A 24137-nucleotide genomic window follows, 5' to 3' on the forward strand; every position below is an offset into this window, starting at 1 on the left:
ATTTAGAATGCACGATGTGGTCTTTTATTTTTATTATAATAATTTGAGGATCAATTTAATTAACCCTCATTTTTTCTTAATTAGTAAGTAATAGCAGTGGGTGCTTTTTCACCCGCAAAGTGAGCTTGAATATTTGCAAATACAATATCACTCATTTGAATTCGGGTTTCGATGGTGGCGCTGGCGATATGGGGTAGTAATACCACATTATCCATTTCGATTAATGCCTGCGGCACATTAGGCTCATCTGCAAATACATCCAAACCTGCTCCACCTATTTCTTTCTGTTGCAATGCACGGATTAAATCATCCTGATTGACCATACTGCCACGAGCAATATTAATCAGCAGAGCATGATTTGGCATCGCAGCAAAAATGGTTTTATCAACCAGACCAACGCTGTCTTTGCCACCCGATATGGCTATAACCAGAATATCGCTTTGTCTGGCAAGGCTGATTAAGTCCGGAACATGCTGATATGGCAGGCTTTCAATTTTAGCTGTGTCGGTATAAGCAATTTGCATATCAAAACCAGCTGCGCGGCGGGCAATAGCCTGACCAATGCGGCCCATACCAAAAACACCCAGACGTTTGCCGGTGACTTTAGAGGCCAATGGTAAGCTGCTGTGTGGCCACTGACCTGCACGCAGGAATTTATCCGCCTGACAGAGACGCCGTGAAGTGGCGATAATCAGCCCCAGAGCGGTATCGGCTACATCATCAGTCAATACGCCAGGGGTGGTGGTGACGATGATATTGCGCTCACGGGTATAGTCCAAATCGACCGCATCAGTCCCTACACCAAATATTGAGATAATCTGTACTTCAGGTAATGAAGCCAGTACTTCGTTGGTCACACCAATATCACCACGGGTCACAATACCCTTAATATTCTCGCCTTGTTGTGCAAAAAATTCAGCAGTATCCGTAACGTCGAAGAGCTTATGAACAGTAAAATTCTGTTCCAGTTTCTCGGTCAAATAGTCCATTACCGGGGCAATAATTAATACGGCCTGTTTGAAAGAAGATGGTTTGCTGTTTTTCATAACGAGTACCTGATCATGTCAATAAATCAAAAACCAAAAATGGCAGTGGATAGTCATCAGATGATTAAGCCATTTAGCGAATGTCATTATGAGACCTGTTTTCAATGTTTTATTTTGTGATGCAGGTCACTGTAAATCATGTTAAGAAAACGTGTTACCGGTAACGTGATCAACCTATCATTGCAGGTGCTGAATTGTTTCAGCTAAGCCAGCCAGCGTTAATGACTTATGTAATGCCTTAATCAAAATGTTATGGATTGGCACAATTTGTTACGCCAGGGATATTATTATGGTGGGCTATCACAGAGGAGCATTCACTGCCATTCAATAACACAATGGCAGTTATGGATAATCTAAATGTATTTCAACAACCGCAGAAAACTTAGATAGTTCCACCGAGTGAAATACGATAATGCAGGTCAACCTGTTCAATTGTCGGGATTTTTTTGATTTTCTTAATCAAAATTTCAGCAGCCACTTTGCCCATTTCAAAACGCGGAGTGGTGACACTGGCCAGTACAGGGGTAGTCGCCTGACCGATATCCAACCCATGAAAACCGGAAATTGCTATTTCTGCTGGCACCACCATGCCCAATTTCAAGCATTCTTGTAACACGCCTACCGCCATATCATCATTGGTACAGAAAATAGCATCGACTTGCGGATACATTTGTCGTGCCAATGCCAACATCCCGGCCCCAATAGAGACGGATGAAACTTTATTAGGTGTAATATGTAGTGGTGCAAACCCCGCGTCCGTCATTGCCTGGCTATAGCCTTGATAACGTTTACGATCTCGCACATCAGACATGGAACCGAAATAGACAACATTTTGCTTCCCGCTTGCCAGCAACGTGGCCGTCATATCATAAGCGGCCTGATAATTATTAAAACCGACCGTAATACGGTTGAACTGGGGCTCTAAGTCCATCACTTGCGCAACCGGAAGCTCTGAAGCATTCAGATATTTATCCGCACGTAAGGTATGTTCAGAATCAGTGAGTATCAGTCCGGAAATCTGGCAAGAAAGTAGATTAACTATTTGTTCTTCTTCGCGTTCTTTATTGTAGTTATAGTTAACAACCAGCGTTTGATAGCCACTGGCGGCAGTGACCGACTCAATGCCGGCCAGTAAATCAGAGAAAATTTGGTTATTAAAGGAGGGAACCAAGATACCGATTCTCGGGCTTTTTTGGTTGAGGCTAGTTTCTCCTTCGGAATCAGTACTGTAATTGACTTCAGCCATCACTTGAGCAATACGTTCACCGGTTTCTGGAGCCACTTTTTCCGGCGTGCGTAAGTAGCGGCTGACAGTCATTTTAGTCACGCCTGCTAGTAACGCGATATCCTGTAACGTAACACGCTGGTTTTTCATGGCATATACCTGGAACAAGAGTGTGGGATGGGATGAAGTGATTATGCACTGTTAGCGAAGATAATGAAAAGCATGTTACTGGTTTAAAATGCAATAACAATCGTGATTCATATTATTGAGTTGTTTTATTATCAATAAGTTAAGTCACTACGCCCCCCATTGATGACCAAAGCCCACACAAATATTCCTATTTTCTCGTCATCAAGGCGATGTCGCTCACGTTAGCGGTAACAGTTTCCCGTAACATGATTTAAAGTGATCTTCATCACAGTTTGATAAGACGGAAAACGGTCTGATAAGCACATGTTTTCAAGCGGTGATGTTTGTTGGTAGTGCGCTATTTACTGACTAATTTAATTAAACAGTCATTAGTCAATTATATTTATTTTATATGTCGCTTAATTCGCGTCATCAGGAATTAATTATGAAAAATTTATTTTCGTTAGAAAACCGCAAAGTATTAATTACCGGTTCAGCTCAAGGTATCGGTTTTTTATTAGCAAAAGGTCTTGCTGAATTTGGTGCAGAAATAATAATTAATGATATAACTGCGGAACGAGCAGAGAAAGCGGTTGTTGAATTACGTGCCAGTGGTTTTATTGCTCATGCAGCCGCTTTTAATGTGACTGACCATGATGCTGTGAATGATGCAATTGCACAAATTGAAAGTAGCATTGGTGCTATTGATATTTTAATTAATAATGCTGGCATTCAACGCCGCCATGCTTTTACCGAATTCCCAGAAAAAGATTGGGACGATGTCATTGCGGTAAACCAGAAATCTGTATTCTTGGTTTCACAAGCAGTTTCCCGTTATATGGTTAAACGCCAACGCGGAAAGATTATTAATATTTGTTCAATGCAAAGCGAATTAGGTCGCGACACTATCACGCCATATGCTGCCTCTAAAGGTGCAGTAAAAATGTTGACGCGTGGGATGTGTGTTGAACTGGCCCGTTACAATATTCAGGTCAATGGTATTGCCCCAGGTTATTTCAAAACCGATATGACAAAAGCGCTGGTGGACGATAAGGCCTTCACCGATTGGTTGTGTAAACGTACGCCAGCTGCCCGTTGGGGAGATCCGGAAGAGTTGATTGGTGCAGCAGTGTATCTCTCCTCCAAAGCATCAGACTTTGTTAATGGTCATCTGCTGTTTGTTGATGGCGGGATGTTAGTTGCAGTCTGATAAGCATCAGGGGAAAGTTATGTCTGGGAAATGCATTATTGTGATGGGCGTATCCGGCACCGGTAAATCCTGTGTGGGGCAAGCGCTGGCACAGGCACTTAACGCCAAATTTATTGATGGCGATGATCTGCACCCACGCGCCAACATCCAAAAGATGGCATCAGGTCAGCCGCTTAATGATAGTGACCGCGCTCCGTGGCTTGAACGTTTAAGTGACGTGGCATATAGCCTGCAACAAAAAAATGAAGTCGGTTTTTTAGTCTGTTCGGCGCTGAAAAAACAGTATCGCGACCGTCTGCGCGAGGGCAATCAGGGTGTTCGCTTTTTGTGGCTAACCGGCGATTACGATTTGGTATTACACAGAATGCAGCAACGGGCGGGGCATTTTATGCCGGAAAGTCTGTTAAAGAGCCAGTTCGCGACACTGGAAGCACCCGATGCCCGTGAACCGGACATCATTCCAATCGATATATCGCCTGACATCGCCGGTGTTGTTAAACACTGTATTGCCGCGCTGGAGCAGGAAAATAACGTCAGTCACTGTGCTTAAATCCTCGGCATGATGCATACGCAGAAATATAGGAATAGTTATGATACTTGATGAACTGAAAAGTGCGGTGAATAACCCATTTTACCCGGATGCTATTCGTCGCACACTGGCCGCCATCAGCAAGATGGATTTAGCCCATTTGCCCGCCGGTGAACTAGACATTGAAGGCCGTGAGATTTATTTAAATCACATTATTGCCTCATCTAAACCATTGTATGAGCAAGCACCTGAATTGCATCGTTATTACATTGATATTCATATCCTGCTGGAAGGCAGTGAGGTAATTGGTGCTTCACCATCAGCTCAGGGTCAGCGCCCAACAATGGATTTTGATAGCGAACGGGATTACGGATTATTTGAAGGCATTACCACCGAAACTTTATTAACTTTAGCTCCAGGTGATATCGCCTTGCTGTTCCCAGGTGAGTTGCACCGCCCAATGGGCACATTAGGTGACGTTGCGCCGCTGCGTAAGATAGTGGTTAAAGTGGCAAATCATTTATTGTGATCCAGGGTAGTTCAGGTTTGATTTGGTGAAAATGTTTCGGTTGATATTGATTGGTGAATAGATTCGGTTGATAGTCGTTCAGTTATCCCCTTACCTCAGCGGCCTCAACCGAGCAGGAGGTCAAGTGAACACCGATCTCATGTCAACCGAACCGATAACCTGAGCGAATACCAACCGAACCGGATCATCCAATCAACATCAGCTATCAACAGAAGCTCCCAAGGGGCTACTCTCTTGCCGATCACGCCGCGCCGCCAACCACAACCCGCTATTTTTCATGGCGTAACCAAACACCACCCCGACTAACAGCGAAACTATCACCAGTTTCCAATCACCATTACCGGCAAAGGTAGCACAGGCACCGATAAAGGTGCCGGGGACAAAGGATAACCACTGCTGGCAGGCCTGAATACACATCAAAAATGCCACGATGCCCGTCAGAACATAACCAAGGATCGCCCACTCCGGTTGCAAGGCACTTCCCTGAATAATCATCATCGCCCAAAACACCCCGCTCACACAGGTTAGCAGGGTGATAAGCAGCCCTTTCAAGCCACCTTGCGGGCAGGCAAAGTAGGCGGTGCAGCCCAGAAACCCAGCCCAACTGATAAGCCCCAGGCTGACCGCAACCCAACCCCAGACACCTGAGAGAATGCCGGTGGTGATGGCAATCATCAGAATAATGTTCATCAGTATTTACCTGCGCAAAACGTTAGAAGAGAAAATGCATTGAATGAAAGTTGCGCAGCTTACCTGAACTGAGATGAATTTTATCGATTTATGTCACACTTCCAATGATAAAAATAATTGAATTACATCATAAGTGTGATTCTTGTCACAAAAAATTAATTATTGGTCAAAACGATACCATCGCGTTTATTCTGAATGCCACTTTTATTCTGAATGCCTCTTTGCGATTGAAAAAACTTCAGTAGTGCCAGAGGAGGAACATTAAGATCTAATCGCTCACGGTAAAATTCATAATAATCTTCAGCGCATAACGAAATATCATTTTCAGTGAGATTTTTATTAATACTCAGTAAATAATTATTAACATCTTTATAAAGCTGGCTACTCTTCAAGTCCAGTGTTTCATCTACCACTAAATATTCTTTTTGTATCTCTGCAGTAGTTCTCTTCTTCTCCCCATTATTTTCACGATAAGTGCTAGCCCGTATTTTTGATGTCATCTGTTGCTGATGCTTCTTGCTAATGGCCGGGTCGAGTATGGCTTTAGAAATAATTCTATACGTATTGGATTCTTGATTAATAGAAGGTGATGCATTGTGAATGGATATTTCACTGTTTCTATAGATGGTTTCTATTATTTCATTCTGCACACGGTCAATAATTTCTTTGCTGGGTAACTTTTCTTTTTTACTATGGATTTTATAATAAGAATCAGCGATTGTATGCGTTATCTTTAAAGCTGGATTTTCCCCACCAACTAGTTTCTGAATAAAAATCAAATCCTGACTCGCAAAAGTAAATATAACATTGGAAATAGGATCCATGCCTAAGCGATTTTTAGCACCGTTATTTTTGTCTGTCGTCAAACCTAAGATGTACGATATTTGTGAAATAATATTTTCTTGCTTCTCTTGTTCTTTATTCGCTTCCCAAGCTGGCGAGTGATTCTTTTTGTCAACAATGGATACTATTACATTTTGTATTCCTCTCGTTACTAATTTTCTAAGAGCCTGTTCACAAAGGGCTTCCCGGCGAAAATCGTCAAGAACTTGACTTTTTGACGAAGATTCCATACTCGAGTGTGTCAGGAGCCAGCGGTACTCTACCAGGAAACAACAGAGTGCTTCGCTGCGTTTACCTTTGCCTGCTTGAGCCTCCCATAACACATAATTACGATGGTCGTCACTTTTATTTATTTCATTCCAGAGTTGCAGATAAATAGGGAAATGTTTGTCATAGCTATCGTTGTAGTTAAATGTTTTCTCCAATTCGGAAATAATATTTTTTAAGTTCTGTTCTTCAAAACAGTTGAAATCTGTTTGTTGGAGTTGCTTGCTTTTGGATGACTTTATTTCAGCAGGATGCTTTGGTGATTGAGTTATAGCGGTCAGTTTTTTATTAGAGGAGCTAACAAGAACTGTGGGCGAGGGAAAACATGATAGTTTCATAAATATCCTTAAAAATAGAGTGAAATAATCGGCCATAACAATAACCGAATAAAATAGCTCTTCCCCTCAGTGCTTCGCCCTACGCCGCCTTGAATAATCTTAAATACCTTATAAAACAAAACCCCCTGCCAGGGTTGCTGACAGGGGGTTGGAATTATCGACTTAACACCGTATTACATCAGCGGTTGTGCCAACTGAACCAGCGAAATCAGCGGTTGCGGATAGATACCCAGCACCAGTACCAAAATCGCGGAAATCAGCACTACCACACCACCGGCAGTCAATGCCCAGTTGCTTGGTGTATCACGAACCAGGGTTTCCGGCGCACTCAGATACAAGCTGACAGTCACGCGCAGATAGTAATACAGGCCGATGGCGCTACCCAATACTACAGCACCGGTCAACCACCATAAGTTGGCGCTCACACCCATTGCCACGACAAAGAACTTACCGATAAAGCCTAATGTCATTGGGATACCGGCCAGTGACAGCATCATCACCGTCATCACCGCAGAGAGAATGGGCTTATGCCAGAACAACCCACGGTAGGAGAACAGTGATTCCGCATCCGGGCCTTTGTACGGGCTGGACATCAAGCTGACTACACCGAAAGCCCCCAAGCTACTGAACAGGTAACCCGCCAGATAGACGCCAGCAGTCTCCAGTGCCAGTTGATGGGTTTGCACCGCCACCAACGCAATCAGCAAATAGCCAAGGTGCGCGATAGAGGAATAACCCAGCAGACGCTTGATGTTGGTCTGGCTGATAGCCATCAGGTTACCAAACAGAATCGAGGCCACAGCAATCAGCGAAAGTACTAAACGCACCGCTTCACTGTCAGCGGCTGGCGTGTACAGGAACAAGCGCATCACCACCGCAAAGATGGCAATCTTACTGGCGGTCGCCAGGAAAGTAGATACCGGGGCAGGTGCGCCCTGATACACATCCGGCGTCCACAGTTGGAACGGCACCAGCGATAACTTAAAGCCAAGACCAACAATCATCATCCCCAAACCTGCCAGGATCAGCGGTTGGTGAATCATGGAGTCGCTCAGGCTTTTGCCCAGGCCGGCGAATGACAAACTGCCAGATTCCGCATACAACAACGCCATACCAAACAGCAGGAATGACGATGCCGCCGCAGACAGCAGCATGTACTTGATGCTGGCTTCTAGTGAGCGCTTCTGGCGATAGGCATAGCCGATCAGACCAAACAGCGGCAAGGATATCAGCTCGATACCCAGGAACAGCGATGCCAGATGATTGGCGCTGGCGAGCAAAATACCGCCCATAGTCGCAATCAGCACCAGCAGGTAGAACTCTTCGCGGTTATCCGGATAGCCATTGAGCCACGGATAAGCAAAGGTGCTGGTCGCCAGACTGGCAACAATCACCAGCCCGGTGTAGAACATCGCGTAGCCATCAACCCGCATCAGCGGTGTGACATCCATCGGCCCGACCTGGCCGACAAAGTAGAGTGACAGCAGCGCCAGGTTAAGCCCGATAACCGTCAGAGTGGCGTTGATAAAATGATCGCGTCGCCACGCAATGGACAGCATCACAACCACCACCGTCAATCCGACGATCAACAGCGGTAGCATTGCGATCAGTTGTTGAGGAGTTATTGTCATGGCGAATTACGGCCTTGTTGTTGGAATAATAGATGAAGCATTGAACCACTGCTGTACATTACTCATCGCAGCATGGGATGTGTCGAGAATTGGCTGCGGATAAACCCCCAGCAATACTAACAACACCACTAACAGCAGGATGATGGACAGTTCCCTTGCACTCATGCCCGGCAATGCTTCTTCAGATTTTGGCGCGCCGTAATAAGCACGCTGCATCATAATTAGCGAGTAAACCGAAGCAAAAACCAGCCCAAAAGTAGAAATCACGGTAATCACCGGAACCACCTGGAAGCTGCCGAACAGGATCATGAATTCGCCGACGAAGTTACCAGTACCCGGCATCCCCAATGTTGCCACCGCGAAGAACAGCGATAGCGCAGGCAAGTATTTGATTCGACCCCACAGGCCACCCATTTGGCGCATATCACGCGTATGCAGGCGCTCATACAGCTGGCCGCAGATGATGAACATACCGGCGGCTGACAGGCCGTGGGCAATCATCTGGATAACCGCACCCTGGTAAGCCAGTTGGCTGCCGGTATAGATGGCAATCAACACAAAGCCCATGTGCGATACGCTGGTGTAAGCGATCAGGCGTTTGATATCGGTCTGGCAGAAGGCCATCCACGCACCGTAGAAGATACCGATGACACCCAGCCACATAGCGATTGGCGCAAACTCATGCGAGGCATTCGGGAACAGTGGCAGGCTAAAGCGCAGCAAACCATAAGCTGCGGTTTTCAGCAAAATCCCCGCCAGGTCGACAGAACCTGCGGTTGGTGCCTGACTGTGTGCATCTGGCAACCAACCGTGCAATGGCACAACCGGCATTTTTACCGCAAAAGCGATAAAGAAGCCCAGCATCAGCAACCATTCCACATTGTGGGACATCGGGGTTTTCAACAAATCTTCATAGTTGAAAGTCCAGATACCGGTGGCGTTGTAGTGCACGAACACCAGCCCCAAAATGGCAATCAGCATGATAAGGCCGCTGGCCTGGGTATAGATGAAGAACTTGGTGGCCGCCGCGATACGGGTTTTACCGTCTGATGCTTTGTGACCCCACAAAGCAATCAGGAAGTACATCGGCACCAACATCATTTCCCAGAAGAAGAAGAACAGGAACATGTCGATGGCGAGGAACACGCCGATTACCCCACCCAGAATCCACAACAGATTCAGGTAGAAGAAGCCCTGATTGCGCTGAATTTCACGCCACGAACAGAGGATAGCCAGCACACCCAACAGGCCGGTCAGCACCACCATCAGCAGTGACAAACCATCTAAAGCCAGATGGAATGAGATGCCGAACCGTGGGATCCACGGCAAGGTGAATTCTGACTGCCACTGCGGGATACCCGCCGGGTTCATCAGTGAATAGTTGCCCTGCACCCACAACTGCAAGGAGAGCACCAATGTCAGCCCCATCGCGAGTAGCGCTATCCAGCGCGGAACTCTAGTACCGAAGCGCTCACACTGCCAAGACAGTAAGCCGCCGATAAAGGGGATAAGAATTAGCCAAGGTAATAGCATGGCGTTTTGTGTCCCTAATTAAACGAAAAGCAACAGAGCCAGTACAACGACTGCACCCAAACCCATAGACGCGACATACCAACGCACCTGTCCATTTTCACTGACGGTCAGACCGCGATTACTCCAGCGCGAAAGAATCGCCGGGGTATTCATCAGTGAATTCAGCGGATCACGTTGCAACAATCTTGCAATCCACAGATACGGGCGGACAAATACGTTATGGTACAGCCAGTCGAAGCCCCACGCGTGGAACCACCAGACCGTAAAGAAGCGGCCCGGCGCACTTTGCGCGATGCTGTTGACCAGCTGACGTTTGCCCAGATACAGCATTGCAGCCAGTGCGATACCAATCACCACCAATACGCCGGAGAAGATTTCCAGCGGCATTTTGCCCTCTTCACCGAAATGAAGCTCTGGCAATACACCCGCCAGCGGCGGAGTTATCAGCGCGCCAACAAATGTCGATAGCACCAGCAACACGATCAGCGGCAGGCTGTGAGTGATCCCTTTGACCGGATGCGCTTTGGTTTTTGGCTCGCCGTGGAACACAATGAAAATCATACGGAAGGTATACAGCGCGGTGAGGAATGCCCCAACCAGCCCGGCGACCATCAGATTGATATGGCCACTGGCCAATGCGCCCCACAGAATTTCGTCTTTACTGTAGAAGCCTGCGGTGACGATTGGCAATGCTGCCAGCGCCGCGCCACCCACCAGGAAGCAGATATACACCAATGGAATAGTCTTACGCAGACCACCCATTTTGAAGATATTTTGCTCGTGGTGACAGGCCAGAATCACTGAGCCAGAGGAGAGGAACAGTAACGCTTTAAAGAATGCATGAGTCATCAGGTGGAAGATAGCCGCATCCCATGCCTGAACGCCGAGCGCCAGGAACATGTAGCCAATCTGGCTCATGGTGGAATAGGCCAACACGCGCTTGATATCGCTCTGCACCAGCGCGGCAAAACCGGCCAACACCAGAGTGACTGCCCCGATGATCCCCACCAGATGAAGCACTTCTGGTGCCATCAGGAACAGACCGTGAGTACGGGCAATCAGATAGACACCGGCGGTGACCATGGTAGCCGCATGGATAAGTGCGGAAACCGGCGTTGGGCCTGCCATCGCATCGGCCAGCCAGGTTTGTAACGGCAACTGCGCCGACTTACCCACTGCACCACCGAGTAACATCAGCGTCGCCCAGGTAATGGCGGTAGAGCCCATTTCCAGTTTCTGCGGTGCCAATACCATCAGCTCACGAATGTTCAGCGTGCCCAGTTCCTGATACAGGATGAACAGCGCGATAGCCAGGAACACGTCACCCACACGGGTCACGATAAAGGCTTTCATCGCCGCCGCACCATTAGCCGGATTGGTGTAGTAGAAACCGATCAACAGGTAACTGCACAGACCCACACCTTCCCAACCCAGATACATCAGCATCAGGTTATCGGCCAGCACCAAAACCACCATACTGGCGATAAACAAGTTGGTGTAGGCGAAGAAGCGGGAGTAGCCCTCTTCTCCACGCATATACCAAGAGGCATACATATGAATAAGGAAGCCCACGCCAGTGACGACAGACAACATGGTTAGCGACAAGCCGTCCAGTGTCAGAGTCAACGGAATGTTGAAGGTGCCAACCGACATCCAGTTCCACAGGGTTTGGTTAAACACCTGAACCCCGGTGGCTTTCTGACTGAGGAAGTCCACGGCAACATACAGTGTCACCAGTGCCGTCAGACCAATCGATCCCACCCCGACAGTAGCAGAGGTATTTTCAGACCAACGCCCACGGGAGAATGCCAACAGCAAGAAGCCCAGCAGTGGCAGCAGAATTGTTAAATATAATAGGTTCATCCGCGCATCTCACTGACTGTGTCAATATTCAGAGTATGACGGCGACGATACAGCTGTAACAGCAGTGCCAGACCAATACTGGCCTCCGCCGCCGCCAGCGTGATCGCCAGGATATACATCACCTGACCGTCAGCCTGACCCCAATAACTGCCCGCCACCACAAAGGCGAGCGCCGCCGCGTTGATCATCACTTCAAGGCTTATCAGCATAAACAGCAGGTTGCGACGAATAATCAACCCCGTCAGCCCCAGCACAAACAGAATGGCCGCTAAAATCAGGCCATGTTGTAGAGGGATCATGCTTGTTCCTCCGTTTTTCTTTTCGCGCTTTCGCTTGCGCCCAGCACTTCACCCGGCTTGTGTTCACGCCCGATATGGAAGGCAACCACCAGACCGGCCAGCAGCAGCATTGAAGCCAGTTCCACCGCCAGTACATAAGGGCCGAACAGGCTGATACCGACTGCTTTGGCATCGACCATTTCACCGCTAATGCCGGAATCAGTGACTGAACTGATGGCATAAATCAGCACGGTAAGCAGTACCAATGCCAGTAAACCAGGGCCAATCCACAAGCTTGGTTTCAGCCAATCGCGCTCTTGTTGCTCGACATTGCCCAGGTTCAGCATCATCACCACGAACACGAACAGCACCATAATGGCACCGGCGTAAACAATGATTTCCAACGCACCGGCAAAGTAAGCCCCCAGTGAGAAGAACACGGCCGAAATAGCCAGCAAAGAGATAATCAGGTACAGCAGCGCATGTACCGGGTTGGTGTGAGTGATAACGCGAATAGTCGCCACCACTGCCACCAATGCTGCAATATAAAATGCAAATTCCATGGACGCTGGCTCCTAAGGCATCAGACCTTTAACGTCGATCGGTTTGGCTTCATTTTCGGCTTCGCCTTTCTGCTTGCCGTCAATCGCCATACCGGACATCCGGTAGAAGTTATATTCCGGATATTTACCCGGCCCCGAGATCAACAAGTCTTCTTTCTCATACACCAGATCCTGGCGTTTGAACTCACCCATTTCGAAATCCGGCGTCAGCTGGATAGCGGTGGTCGGGCAAGCCTCTTCACACAGGCCACAGAAAATGCAGCGAGAGAAGTTGATACGGAAGAACTCCGGATACCAGCGGCCATCTTTGTGCTCGGCTTTCTGTAATGAAATACAGCCGACCGGACAGGCAACCGCACACAAGTTACACGCAACGCAGCGCTCTTCACCGTCGGGATCGCGCGTCAGCACGATACGGCCACGGTAGCGCGGCGGCAGATAAACCGGCTCTTCCGGATACATTTGGGTTTCGCGCTTGTGGAAGGCATGAAGGCCAATCATCCACAGGCTGCGCACTTGGGTGCCGAAACCAACCACTAACTCTTTCAACGTCATGGTTCATTCACCCCTTATTGAGCGTTGTACAAAATGACCGCGGCAGTCGCCAGCAGATTCAGCAGGGTCAACGGCAGGCAAACTTTCCAGCCGAATGACATCACTTGGTCATAACGTGGGCGCGGCAAGGATGCACGGATCAGAATGAACATCACCATGAAGAAAGCCGTTTTCAGCGCAAACCAGATAAATGGCGGCAAGAACGGGCCTTGCCAGCCGCCGAAGAATAAGGTGACTATCAGTGCAGAGACAGTCACGATACCGATGTATTCACCGACGAAGAATAAACCGAATTTCATACCGGAATATTCAATGTGGTAACCATCGGCCAGTTCTTGTTCAGCTTCTGGCTGGTCAAAGGGATGACGGTGACAGACGGCAACACCCGCAATGGCAAAGGTCACAAAACCAAAGAATTGCGGGATAACATTCCAGACGTGCTCCTGAGAGTTAACAATATCCTGCATGTTAAATGAGCCAGCTTGCGCCACTACGCCCATCAAGGATAAGCCGAGGAACACTTCATAGCTCAGGGTTTGCGCTGAAGCACGCATCGCCCCTAACAGAGAATATTTGTTATTACTGGACCAACCGGCGAACAGCACAGCGTATACCGCCAGCCCCGCCATCATCAGGAAGAACAAAATACCGATATTCAGATCCGCAACTGCCCAGGTCGGGCTGACCGGGACGATGGCAAAGGAGAGCAGCAGCGAGGTAAAGGCAATCACCGGTGCCAGGGTAAAGATAGCCCGGTCAGAGAAGCGCGGCACCCAGTCTTCTTTGAAGAACATTTTGATCATGTCAGCCACCAGCTGCAATGACCCGCCCCAACCGACACGGTTTGGCCCGTAACGGTTCTGGAACAAGCCCAGCAAGCGACGCTCGCCGAAGCTCATAAATGCACCGCAAGTCACCACGACCAGCAGAATCACTACCGCTTTCAGGACAGAGATTAAAATCTCAATCAATTCAGGGGTAAACCAGCTCATAGTACTGCCTCCCGCAGATTCTCAACGCGCGCACCCACCATAATCGGTGGAATACCCGGTAAGCCAAGCGGCAAGCCGACCTGACCCTGAGCCAAGGTTTCACTCAAACGCACTGGCAGACGCAAGGTCTGACCGGCACAGTTGAACTCCACCAGCGTACCGAGGTTTACCCCGAGACGGGCCGCATCAGCAGGATTGACCATCACATAAGGTGCTGGCATACGCTGCTGGATGACATCTGAACGCTGAGACATCTCTTCACTACCAAACAGATGGTAGTAAGGGGCAATCTGCCAGTTTTCGCCGTTGGCGGTAAAGGCGGCGGGTATAGAATCAAAGTAACCGAGCGTTCCCTCCCCCGCTTCAATCAAACGTACACCCGGATCACCAAAGCGCAGCTTACCGCCCACTTCAGCCTGGAATTTGTTCCATGCTTGCGGTGAGTTCCAGCCCGGTGCCCAGGCAAATGGGATCTGCTGACGATCAGCCAGTGGGCTGTTATTCCCTTCCATTGAGAAGGCAAACGGCGTGTCGATATCCTGCGGTTGGCGCGGTTCGTGCACACTGATATCCGCACGCATGGCAGTACGGCCACTGTAACGAATTGGTGAACGAGCCAGTTTCTGACCACGGATACGGAAGCTGGCATCTGGTGCGGCTTCAACAATCCCTTCCAACTGCGGCAATGCTGCAACACAGGCGGCAATCACATGATCAAGCTGTGTCCAGTCCACGTGGCGGCTGGTATAAGTTGAGTGCAGGGAATGCAGCCAACGCCAGCTTTCCAGCATGATGCTGCGGCTTTCTGGTTTTTTCGGGTCGTCATAATAAGTTGGGTCATAAACCTGGAAGAAGCGCTGAGCACGGCCTTCCTGATTGACCAGCGTACCGTCACTTTCAGCAAAACTGGCCGCTGACAGAATTAAGTTCGCTTTATCCATAATGGCGGTGCGTTGATGATCAACCACGATCAGGTTGGCCACTTTATCCAGCGCCGCATCAACTTTGTCTTGCGCCGCGTGGCGATAGAGATCGTTTTCCATCACGATAACGCTGTCTGCATCGCCTTGAGTCAACGACTCCAGCGCTTGATCCAGAGAACCGCCGCCGATCATAGCAAGACCGATGCTGTTAGCCGCACTGGCAACGAAAGTAATACCGACATCCGAACCACGGCCTTTCAGGGCTTTCGCCACGTTAGCTGCAGCTTCAATGATGGCATCGCTGCCGGCACTGCTGCCGGTAATAATCAGTGGTTTCTTCGCACCCGCCAGGGCTTGCACGATGATATCCACTTTACCTTTCAGATTACGATCCAGGTCAGCTACTGCAGGGGCAGATTCATCCAATGCATGCGCAATGGCGAAACCTAACCGGGCCTGATCATCCACTGGCGCACGATAGTTCCATGCCGCGATATCATCCATGCGGGTGTTATCAACGTTGGTGATAAACAGCGGATGTTTGGCATGCTGGCCGATGTTCATGATGGCAGCAATCTGCCAGTCAGCCACTTTCTGTGCCGCCGCCATTTCACGGGCTTTACCTTTCACTGCCTGGCGAACAGACAGTGCGATACGGGCACCCGTCTGAGTCAAATCTTCACCCAGAATCAGCACGGCGTCGTAGCTTTCAATTTCACGTAATGCTGGCGTGTAGATACCGCTTTCGCGCAGCACTTTCAGCATCAGTTGCAGGCGTTGTTGTTCGCTTGCGGCGATGCCGGTATAGAAGTTTTCCGCACCCACCAGTTCACGCAACGCAAAGTTGCTTTCCAAACTGGCACGTGGTGAGCCGATACCGATGGTTTTCTTCGCCTGACGCAGAATATCTGCTGCACCTTGCATCGCCTGTTCGGCGTTCAGGTGGATCCAATCATTGCCACGCAATTGCTGCGGCTGACGTGGGCGGTCTTTGCGATTGACGTAGCCATAACCAAAGCGGCCGCGGTCACACATAAAGTAGTGGTTCACGCTGCCGTTGTAGCGGTTTTCGATACGGCGCAATTCACCATAACGTTCACCTGGGCTGGTGTTACACCCTACGCTGCACTGCTGGCAGATACTTGGCGCGAACTGCATATCCCATTTACGGTTATAACGCTCGGAATGGGTTTTGTCGGTGAATACACCGGTCGGGCACACTTCTACCAGGTTACCGGAGAACTCGCTTTCCAGCGTGCCGCTCTCGGTGCGACCAAAGTAGACGTTGTCATGCGCACCGTAGACACCAAAGTCAGTGCCATCAGCATAATCTTTGTAATAACGTACACAGCGATAACAGGCGATACAGCGGTTCATTTCATGAGAGATGAACGGGCCGAGATCCTGATTTTGGTGAGTCCGTTTGCTAAAGCGATAGCGGCGGAAACTGTGGCCGGTCATCACTGTCATATCTTGCAGATGACAGTTACCCCCTTCTTCACAGACCGGGCAATCGTGTGGGTGGTTAGTCATCAACCATTCAACCACACTCTCACGGAACGCTTTGGCTTCACCGTCATCAATGGAAATAAAGGTTCCATCGGTGGCTGGCGTCATACAGGACATCACCAAACGCCCACGCGTGTCGTCCGCGTTTTGGTATTGCTTTACCGCACATTGGCGGCAAGCGCCGACGCTTCCCAGCGCCGGATGCCAGCAAAAGTAAGGAATATCGAGTCCCAGGGAGAGACAAGCCTGTAACAGATTGTCGGCCCCGTTTACGTCGTATTCTTTGCCGTCTACATGAATCGTAGCCATATGCATGCTTCCAAATGACCTACCTTACGGCAGGCGTTAATCCAAAATTCTGACCCCACGGCAAAACCGTAAGGGTATCTATGCTACCAGCGCGCTTTTAACAGGTTTGGTTGAATACCGGCTATGGCTCGGGTGTTGCCATAGTCTTTCGCTGCGATCCCGGCTTCGAATTCTTCCCGGAAATATTTGATCGCACTTTGTAGTGGTTCAACCGCGCCCGGCGCGTGAGCACAGAAGGTTTTGCCCGGCCCCAGGAAACGGCAAAGCTGCTCCAGCGTCTCGATGTCGCCCGGCTGACCTTCGCCGCGCTCCAGTGCACGCAGGATCTTCACGCTCCACGGCAACCCATCGCGGCAAGGTGTACACCAGCCACAGGATTCACGGGCGAAAAACTCTTCCAGATTACGTACCAGCGGAACCATACCGATTTCGTGGTCTACCGCCATAGCCAATGCAGTCCCTAAACGGCTGCCAGCTTTAGCGATATTTTCAAAATCCATCGGTAAATCCAGGTGGTCGGCGGTCAGGAAGTCAGTACCTGCTCCACCCGGCTGCCAGGCTTTGAATTTCAAGCCATCGCGCATGCCACCGGCGTAATCTTCCAGAATTTCGCGAGCGGTGATACCAAACGGCAATTCCCACAGACCCGGATTTTTCACCCGGCCAGAGAAGCCCATCAGTTTAGTACCCGCATCGTTACTTTTACCGGCGGTAATTCCCTGATACCACTCCACACCATGCTCAAGAATGGCTGGAACGTTGCACAGAGTTTCAACGTTGTTAACGCAAGTCGGTTTGCCCCAAACACCAGAAGATGCCGGGAAAGGTGGCTTGGAACGTGGGTTGGCACGGCGGCCTTCCAGCGAGTTAATCAGTGCAGTTTCTTCACCGCAAATATAACGACCCGCCCCGGTATGAACAATCAGCTCAAAATCAAAGCCGCTGCCCATGATGTTTTTGCCCAGCAAGCCTGCTTCAGTCGCTTCAGCGATGGCACGGCGTAAGTGCACGGCAGCTTCGATATATTCGCCACGCAAGAAGATGTAACCGCGGTAGGCTTTCAGCGCAAAGGCACTGATCAGCATCCCTTCCACCAGCAAATGAGGCAACTGCTCCATCAGCAGGCGGTCTTTATAGGTGCCCGGTTCCATTTCATCAGCGTTACACAGCAGATAGCGGATATTCATGCTTTCGTCTTTTGGCATCAAACTCCACTTCAAACCGGTGGAGAAGCCAGCACCACCACGCCCTTTCAGGCCGGCGTCTTTGACTAAGCTAACAACATCAGGTGCTGCCATGCTTTTTAAGGCTTTTTCCGCGCCGACATAACCGTTTTTGCTGCGATATTCATCCAACCATACTGGCTGTTTATCATCGCGCAAACGCCAGGTCAGCGGATGCATTTCCGGTGTACGGACGACTTCTTTGGTAAAACCTGAGTGGGCTGTCATGGATATTGCTCCAGTAACTTCTCAATATCTTCAGGCTTCAGGTAGCTGTGCGTATCGTCATCGATCATCATGGTCGGGCCACGATCACAGTTGCCCAAACAGCAGGTCGGCAGCAGCGTAAAGCGGCCATCAAAGGTAGTTTGACCTGGCTGAATGCTGAGTTTTTTCGAAATCGCAGCTTGGATCCCCTGATAACCAGTGATGTGGCACACCACGCTGTCACAGTAGCGGATCACATGACGCCCAACCGGTTGACGGAAGATCTGGCTGTAGAATGTCGCCACACCTTCAACATCACTGGCTGGGATGCCCAATACTTCAGCAATGGCGTGAATCGCCCCATCCGGCACCCAACCGCGTTGTTTTTGCACAATTTTCAGTGCTTCAATTGACGCGGCGCGGGCATCTTCGTAATGGTGCTTTTCATGTTCGATAGCATCACGTTCTTCAGCACTCAACTCGAAAACTTCTGCTGTGGTCGCCGGTTCAGCCGCATTGACTGCCAGGTTCGCCACATTTTGGCTTTCGTTACTCACCTGAGTATCTTTTTGGTTGCTCATAATTAGCGGTCCACATCAGACATTACAAAATCGATACTGCCCAGATAGACGATCAAGTCAGATACCAGGCTGCCACGGATAACCGATGGGATCTGCTGTAAATGGGCATAGCTTGGAGTACGTATCCGGGTGCGATAGCTCATGGTGCTGGCGTCACTGGTCAGATAGTAACTGTTGATCCCTTTGGTCGCTTCAACCATCTGGAATGATTCGTTAGCTGGCATCACTGGGCCCCATGAAACTTGCAGGAAGTGAGTGATCAGCGTTTCGATATGTTGCAGCGTGCGTTCTTTCGGCGGCGGAGTGGTCAGTGGGTGGTCTGCCTTGAATGGGCCTTCTGGCATATTTTTATAACATTGCTCCAGAATGCGCAGGCTTTGACGCAACTCTTCCACTTTCAACATCACGCGGTCATAACAGTCGCCGTTGTTACCGACGGGAACTTCGAAATCGAAGTTTTCATAACCGGAGTACGGACGCCATTTACGCACGTCAAACTCAACGCCAGTAGCACGCAGGCCTGCTCCGGTTACACCCCATTCCAATGCTTCTTTGGAATTGTAGGCAGCAACACCGATAGAACGCCCTTTCAGGATACTGTTCTGCAATGCCGCTTTGACGTAGGAATCCAGGCGTTTTGGCATCCAGTCAAGGAAGTCACGCAGTAGACGTTCCCAGCCACGCGGCAGGTCGTGTGCCACACCACCAATACGGAACCAGGCCGGGTGCATACGGAAACCAGTAATCGCTTCTACCAAATCGTACACTTTCTGCCGGTCGGTAAAGGCGAAGAACACCGGTGTCATTGCACCGACGTCCTGGATAAAAGTACTGATATACAGCAAGTGGCTGTTGATGCGGAACAATTCAGACAACATCACGCGGATGGTTTTAACGCGATCCGGCACTTCTATACCAGCCAGTTTTTCAACTGCCAGCACGTAAGGCATCTCGTTAACGCAACCACCCAAGTACTCAATACGGTCGGTATAAGGAATGTAGCTGTGCCAGGATTGGCGCTCGCCCATCTTCTCCGCACCACGGTGGTGGTAACCCACATCTGGCACGCAGTCGACAATCTCTTCACCATCAAGTTGCAACACGATACGGAACGCACCGTGTGAAGAGGGGTGGTTCGGGCCGAGGTTAAGGAACATAAAGTCCTCATTTTCGGTCCCGCGTTTCATACCCCAATCTTCCGGTTTGAAAGTCAGTGATTCCATTTCCAGATCTTCTTTCTGCTTGGTCAGCACAAAGGGATCGAATTCTGTTGCACGGGCTGGGTAATCTTTACGCAGCGGGTGGCCTTCCCAAGTCTGCGGCATCATGATGCGCGTCAGATGAGGGTGACCATCGAAGGTAATACCGAACATTTCCCAAGTTTCGCGCTCATACCAGTTGGCATTAGGGAAAATCTTGGTCGCTGTGGACACGTGCAAGTCTTTTTCAGACAGTGCCACTTTCAGCATGATGTCGCGGTTACGCTCAATGGAAAGCAGATGATAGAAAACAGAAAAATCCGCGTCAGGCAAGCCCTGGCGGTGGGTACGAAGACGTTCATCTACACCATGCAGGTCAAACAGCATGACATACGGCTTCGGTTGTTTTCTCAGAAACGACATTACTTCCAGTAATTGTTCACGCTTCACCCATACCACGGGCATACCGGTACGAGTTGCCTGAACAACAAAGGCCTCTGGCCCAAAACGGTTCGACAGTTCACCAATCACCGGATCATCAAGATGGTCTCGGGTCTGCCATGCTGACTGGGTGCTGTCGGACGTCGTTAAATCGGTCATTATTTATTCACCACACTGTTTTTTCACCACACTGAATGTGTCATTTTGTGGTCATTTGCCGCACACATGTTCTGGAAGAAAAACGGTTCTCTCCAAAAACAAATCACTTACGCACCAAAATCTTATGCCTAAAGGCACATTAGATTTCGTCAGGTGTACGCAGGTTAGTTACTGCAATTCGTTCAGCATGCTTACGTTCTCTTTCTGGCTGCATATTGGCGCGGTAAACACCTTGATCACCCACAACCCAAGAGAGAGGACGGCGCTCTTTACCGATAGATTCCTGTAGCAGCAACAATGCTTGCATATAGGCTTCCGGGCGCGGTGGGCAGCCAGGGATATACACATCTACCGGTAGGAATTTATCCACGCCTTGCACTACAGAATAGATATCGTACATGCCGCCGGAGTTAGCACAGGCGCCCATGGAAATAACCCATTTTGGCTCCAACATTTGTTCATACAAACGCTGAATAACTGGGGCCATCTTGGTAAAGCATGTACCGGCAACCACCATAAAGTCGGCCTGACGCGGGGAGGCACGCAATACTTCTGCACCGAAACGTGCCACGTCATGCACGGCGGTGAACGAGGTCACCATCTCCACATAACAGCAGGAAAGACCGAAGTTATACGGCCAAAGAGAGTTCTTACGCCCCCAGTTCACCATGTCATGCATGGCATTCTCAAGTTTACCCATGTAAACACTACGGTGGACATGTTGCTCGAGAGGGTCGCCGCTGACGGTTTCCTGAGTTTGCAGGGGGTAACGGTCGTTCTCACCGTTAGGGTCTATGCGGGTGAGCGTATAGTCCATGTTAATGCCTCGCTGTATTTATTGACCACTATACCCTTTGTACTTAAAGCCGCAGGGTTGTTAGCTGTGCGCGTTCACCCCAATCACTTACCTGTCTTAAACTATAGATAAGTTCATCGGGATTTATTTGCTGGTAGCCGTACTTTCAACACCACGTTCTTTGGGTATAGCTTGCGGATGATTGCTGGCGTATTTAACTATGCTTGGTTTACTCACGCGGCGATTAGAACGCACAGGAGTCCAATCCAAAGCGCCAATACGCACCAGATAAACCAAACCAGCCAAGAGCACCAAAATGAAAATGGTTGCTTCGATGAAGCCTATCCAGCCGCTCTCACGGATAGAAATTGACCATGCATACAGGTACAGCGCTTCAACATCGAAAATAACGAAGAACATGGCGACCAGGTAGAATTTCGCAGACAAGCGCATGCGCGCGGAGCCTACTGAATCAATACCAGACTCATAAGGGACGTTTTTGGCACGGGCCCGAGCTCTCCCACCCAGGAAGAACGCACCTAGCAGCATCAAACCGCACAGCCCGATTGCGCCGATCAGGAATACAGCGAACGCCCAATGATGAGCGATAACTTCAGTGGTTGTTGACATACTCATTGCTTACTCATCAAAAGTGGTGTCGGACATCCTGCTCTTGTGTTGGCAGTTAGTGCACCACATCGATTCAAAGGGAAGGATAAAAACCACACAAAACACACTGTCTTTACAACTGTTTAGCCAGTGTTTTACTGTGGGCTTTTTACTCCTTTCAGTAACCTTTTGTCAACTTTGACAAAAGTAACTACAGATTAATTTACAAACGCACGATCTTACTTAACATTTGATGCGAACCAGCCAGCTTAATCGAGTCAGTAATTTGTTAAGCCAGAACATACACATATAAACCAACATGGATAGTTCCTACTAACTATACCATTGTCTCAGGAATAACCGGTTCTTCCACTCACTAGCTAGGGGTATTTTTTTGATCCAGAACACGTTTTGAGTGTTATTTCATAAATATTCGGTATGAAAAGTTGTATTTTTTTATTCAAAAAATATGAAACGGTGTTTTAATAAAAAACAAATAGATAATAATAAATATGGATATTAACCATTCTATTAATCAGGTTTATTCCCTGCAATCTACTCATGAAAAATCTCTGTTTGTGGAATAAAACAACGTTTTATGAAAAAAATTAACTGAGGTAGGATAAAATAGGACTTTTGTTCAAAATGAAAACAAAAAAGCCCCTAAAATAAGGGGCTTATAATTAATTATACAAATAATTTATTAACTTTGATCGTCGATTAAATAATCAGAGTCTAATATTAAATCCGTGCCAGATTGCAATCCATGTTGATGACCGGTCTGCATCGCATCGAAAATAGCCAAGGCCAATTCATTACTACACTGACTGGCTTTACATAATGAATAATGGGTTTCAGGCAGGCGAGGTAGCCCTTCTGTTTCACCCAATACACGTAAATCAGGACTCATCATCTCAATCGGTCTGGCAGTGATGCCCACCCCGGCCCTCACTGCCGCACGAATGGCAGAAAGCGAGGAAGCAACATAAGCGATACGCCATGCAATACCGGCTCTGGTCAGATGTTCTATTGCCATATCACGGAACGGGCTTGGCTCATCCATAACGACTAAAGGTACTGATTCGCCGGGTTGGAATTGGTAATCGGCGGAGCAATACCACAGCGTCGGTGATGTCCTTAAAATCACATGGGGATGGTTGTCGACCTTGGCGGTGGTAATTGCCAGATCCACTTCACCCTGGCTCAGCATGTCAGCAATGAGTGGGCTACGTTTTACCCGCACATCGATGGCCAGCCGAGGATATAGTGTCGCCACTCGGTTTAGCAGGAAAGGCAGCAGCGTATCGGCAGTATCATCAGATGCGCCGATAATGAGTGACCCTTCTATATTGCTATACATCAGTGACGTACAGGCTTCATCGTTGAAACGCAAAATTTTTCTGGCATAGCCAAGTAACTGGAGACCATGTTCAGTGAGCAATTTGTTACGCCCGTGACGGGCAAATAACTCCTTACCAACTAACTGTTCTAACCGTTGCATTTGTTGGCTAACTGCTGACTGTGTTCGACAAACCGCTGCCGCAGCAGAGGCAAACGTATTTAAGTCAGCAACAGCTACAAAGGTTCTAAGCAGATCGAGGTCGAGATTAATTATCGGACGATTTGCATTTGTCATAGTGTATTCTTCACTTTTTTGAATTCTAATTACAAACTACCCTGGTGTTTATGTATTAGCGCCATCAATAAGGGACAACGCTAAGTATGACAGTACCCCACTCATTCGAGTAGGGCAAAAAATTTACTTATATTTCGTTACCGCTATCTCTTTTTAAAAAAAACTATTGGCTCAATTCTGTCTATGTTTGTGAGTGACGTCATAAAAAAACGCTAAATCTTCGATAAATGAAGATTTTTTCCTTTAGAAATCCTGATTTTTTTAGCTTTTTATAAAGAGACACACCTTCATTTTAATAAAACCAGCAAGACTAACCAACCGAGA

General features: G+C 48.7%; 20 protein-coding genes and 1 pseudogene. 3 read left to right on the forward strand and 18 right to left on the reverse strand.

What is annotated here, in order from left to right; genetic code table 11:
- Nucleotides 1-80: 80 nt before the first annotated feature.
- The gene (locus tag FTB31_RS03650) at nucleotides 81-1046 is read right to left on the reverse strand and encodes a 2-hydroxyacid dehydrogenase (RefSeq protein WP_077173840.1); all 966 of its coding nucleotides are present in this window, start codon (nucleotides 1044-1046) and stop codon (nucleotides 81-83) included.
- A gap of 382 nt (nucleotides 1047-1428) precedes the next feature.
- Nucleotides 1429-2421: a substrate-binding domain-containing protein gene (locus FTB31_RS03655; RefSeq protein WP_050078312.1), complete on the reverse strand. Its 993-nt coding sequence runs from the start codon at nucleotides 2419-2421 to the stop codon at nucleotides 1429-1431.
- A gap of 424 nt (nucleotides 2422-2845) precedes the next feature.
- On the opposite strand from FTB31_RS03655, the gene idnO reads away from it, so the two are divergent.
- The 3 genes from idnO to FTB31_RS03670 are packed head-to-tail and all read left to right on the forward strand — an operon-like array spanning nucleotide 2846 to nucleotide 4668.
- Nucleotides 2846-3610, forward strand: a complete 765-nt coding sequence (idnO, locus tag FTB31_RS03660; protein ID WP_050078313.1) for a gluconate 5-dehydrogenase — start codon at nucleotides 2846-2848, stop codon at nucleotides 3608-3610.
- Between the two features lie 19 nt (nucleotides 3611-3629).
- Nucleotides 3630-4160 carry a gluconokinase gene (locus FTB31_RS03665; RefSeq protein WP_050078314.1) on the forward strand — a complete coding sequence of 177 codons (531 nt, stop codon included), beginning with the start codon at nucleotides 3630-3632 and terminating at the stop codon, nucleotides 4158-4160.
- Nucleotides 4161-4200: 40 nt separating this feature from the next.
- Nucleotides 4201-4668: a YhcH/YjgK/YiaL family protein gene (locus FTB31_RS03670; RefSeq protein ID WP_077295126.1), complete on the forward strand. Its 468-nt coding sequence runs from the start codon at nucleotides 4201-4203 to the stop codon at nucleotides 4666-4668.
- 198 nt (nucleotides 4669-4866) lie between these two features.
- On the opposite strand, the gene FTB31_RS03675 is transcribed toward FTB31_RS03670, so the two are convergent.
- The 16 genes and pseudogenes from FTB31_RS03675 to rovM form a co-directional block, all read right to left on the reverse strand.
- A complete protein-coding gene (locus FTB31_RS03675) occupies nucleotides 4867-5358 on the reverse strand; it encodes a DUF1097 domain-containing protein (protein WP_050078316.1) in 492 nt (163 codons plus the stop codon).
- Between the two features lie 155 nt (nucleotides 5359-5513).
- Nucleotides 5514-6806: a hypothetical protein gene (locus FTB31_RS03680; protein WP_227731105.1), complete on the reverse strand. Its 1293-nt coding sequence runs from the start codon at nucleotides 6804-6806 to the stop codon at nucleotides 5514-5516.
- A 173-nt stretch (nucleotides 6807-6979) separates the two neighbouring features.
- Nucleotides 6980-8437: an NADH-quinone oxidoreductase subunit NuoN gene (nuoN, locus tag FTB31_RS03685; RefSeq protein WP_227731106.1), complete on the reverse strand. Its 1458-nt coding sequence runs from the start codon at nucleotides 8435-8437 to the stop codon at nucleotides 6980-6982.
- A gap of 6 nt (nucleotides 8438-8443) precedes the next feature.
- Nucleotides 8444-9970, reverse strand: a complete 1527-nt coding sequence (nuoM, locus tag FTB31_RS03690) for an NADH-quinone oxidoreductase subunit M (protein WP_050078321.1) — start codon at nucleotides 9968-9970, stop codon at nucleotides 8444-8446.
- Nucleotides 9971-9988: 18 nt separating this feature from the next.
- Nucleotides 9989-11833: an NADH-quinone oxidoreductase subunit L gene (nuoL, locus tag FTB31_RS03695; RefSeq protein ID WP_050078322.1), complete on the reverse strand. Its 1845-nt coding sequence runs from the start codon at nucleotides 11831-11833 to the stop codon at nucleotides 9989-9991.
- Nucleotides 11830-12132 carry an NADH-quinone oxidoreductase subunit NuoK gene (gene nuoK, locus FTB31_RS03700; RefSeq protein ID WP_005159229.1) on the reverse strand — a complete coding sequence of 101 codons (303 nt, stop codon included), beginning with the start codon at nucleotides 12130-12132 and terminating at the stop codon, nucleotides 11830-11832. The genes nuoL and nuoK overlap by 4 nt, the downstream gene beginning before the upstream one ends.
- Nucleotides 12129-12674, reverse strand: a complete 546-nt coding sequence (nuoJ, locus tag FTB31_RS03705) for an NADH-quinone oxidoreductase subunit J (RefSeq protein WP_005159228.1) — start codon at nucleotides 12672-12674, stop codon at nucleotides 12129-12131. The genes nuoK and nuoJ overlap by 4 nt, the downstream gene beginning before the upstream one ends.
- Before the next feature lie 12 nt (nucleotides 12675-12686).
- On the reverse strand, nucleotides 12687-13229 hold the full coding sequence (nuoI, locus tag FTB31_RS03710) for an NADH-quinone oxidoreductase subunit NuoI (RefSeq protein ID WP_005171687.1): 543 nt from the start codon (nucleotides 13227-13229) through the stop codon (nucleotides 12687-12689).
- A 14-nt stretch (nucleotides 13230-13243) separates the two neighbouring features.
- A complete protein-coding gene (nuoH, locus tag FTB31_RS03715; RefSeq protein WP_005159221.1) occupies nucleotides 13244-14221 on the reverse strand; it encodes an NADH-quinone oxidoreductase subunit NuoH in 978 nt (325 codons plus the stop codon).
- On the reverse strand, nucleotides 14218-16962 hold the full coding sequence (gene nuoG / locus FTB31_RS03720; protein ID WP_050078324.1) for an NADH-quinone oxidoreductase subunit NuoG: 2745 nt from the start codon (nucleotides 16960-16962) through the stop codon (nucleotides 14218-14220). The genes nuoH and nuoG overlap by 4 nt, the downstream gene beginning before the upstream one ends.
- A gap of 83 nt (nucleotides 16963-17045) precedes the next feature.
- Nucleotides 17046-18413, reverse strand: a complete 1368-nt coding sequence (gene nuoF, locus FTB31_RS03725; protein WP_050078325.1) for an NADH-quinone oxidoreductase subunit NuoF — start codon at nucleotides 18411-18413, stop codon at nucleotides 17046-17048.
- Nucleotides 18410-18909 (reverse strand): annotated as a pseudogene (nuoE, locus tag FTB31_RS03730) (NADH-quinone oxidoreductase subunit NuoE). The gene nuoF and the pseudogene nuoE overlap by 4 nt, the downstream one beginning before the upstream one ends.
- 66 nt (nucleotides 18910-18975) lie before the next feature.
- A complete protein-coding gene (gene nuoC, locus FTB31_RS03735; protein ID WP_077295130.1) occupies nucleotides 18976-20772 on the reverse strand; it encodes an NADH-quinone oxidoreductase subunit C/D in 1797 nt (598 codons plus the stop codon).
- A 139-nt stretch (nucleotides 20773-20911) separates the two neighbouring features.
- Nucleotides 20912-21589 carry a NuoB/complex I 20 kDa subunit family protein gene (locus FTB31_RS03740; protein ID WP_002210278.1) on the reverse strand — a complete coding sequence of 226 codons (678 nt, stop codon included), beginning with the start codon at nucleotides 21587-21589 and terminating at the stop codon, nucleotides 20912-20914.
- A 123-nt stretch (nucleotides 21590-21712) separates the two neighbouring features.
- Entirely contained in the window at nucleotides 21713-22204 is a 492-nt protein-coding gene (gene nuoA, locus FTB31_RS03745; RefSeq protein ID WP_050078326.1) for an NADH-quinone oxidoreductase subunit NuoA, read from the reverse strand.
- A 676-nt stretch (nucleotides 22205-22880) separates the two neighbouring features.
- Nucleotides 22881-23813 carry a virulence transcriptional regulator RovM gene (gene rovM / locus FTB31_RS03750; RefSeq protein WP_050078327.1) on the reverse strand — a complete coding sequence of 311 codons (933 nt, stop codon included), beginning with the start codon at nucleotides 23811-23813 and terminating at the stop codon, nucleotides 22881-22883.
- Nucleotides 23814-24137: the final 324 nt, after the last annotated feature.

Source organism: Yersinia proxima (assembly GCF_902170785.1).
GTDB classification, from domain to species: Bacteria; Pseudomonadota; Gammaproteobacteria; order Enterobacterales; family Enterobacteriaceae; genus Yersinia; species Yersinia proxima.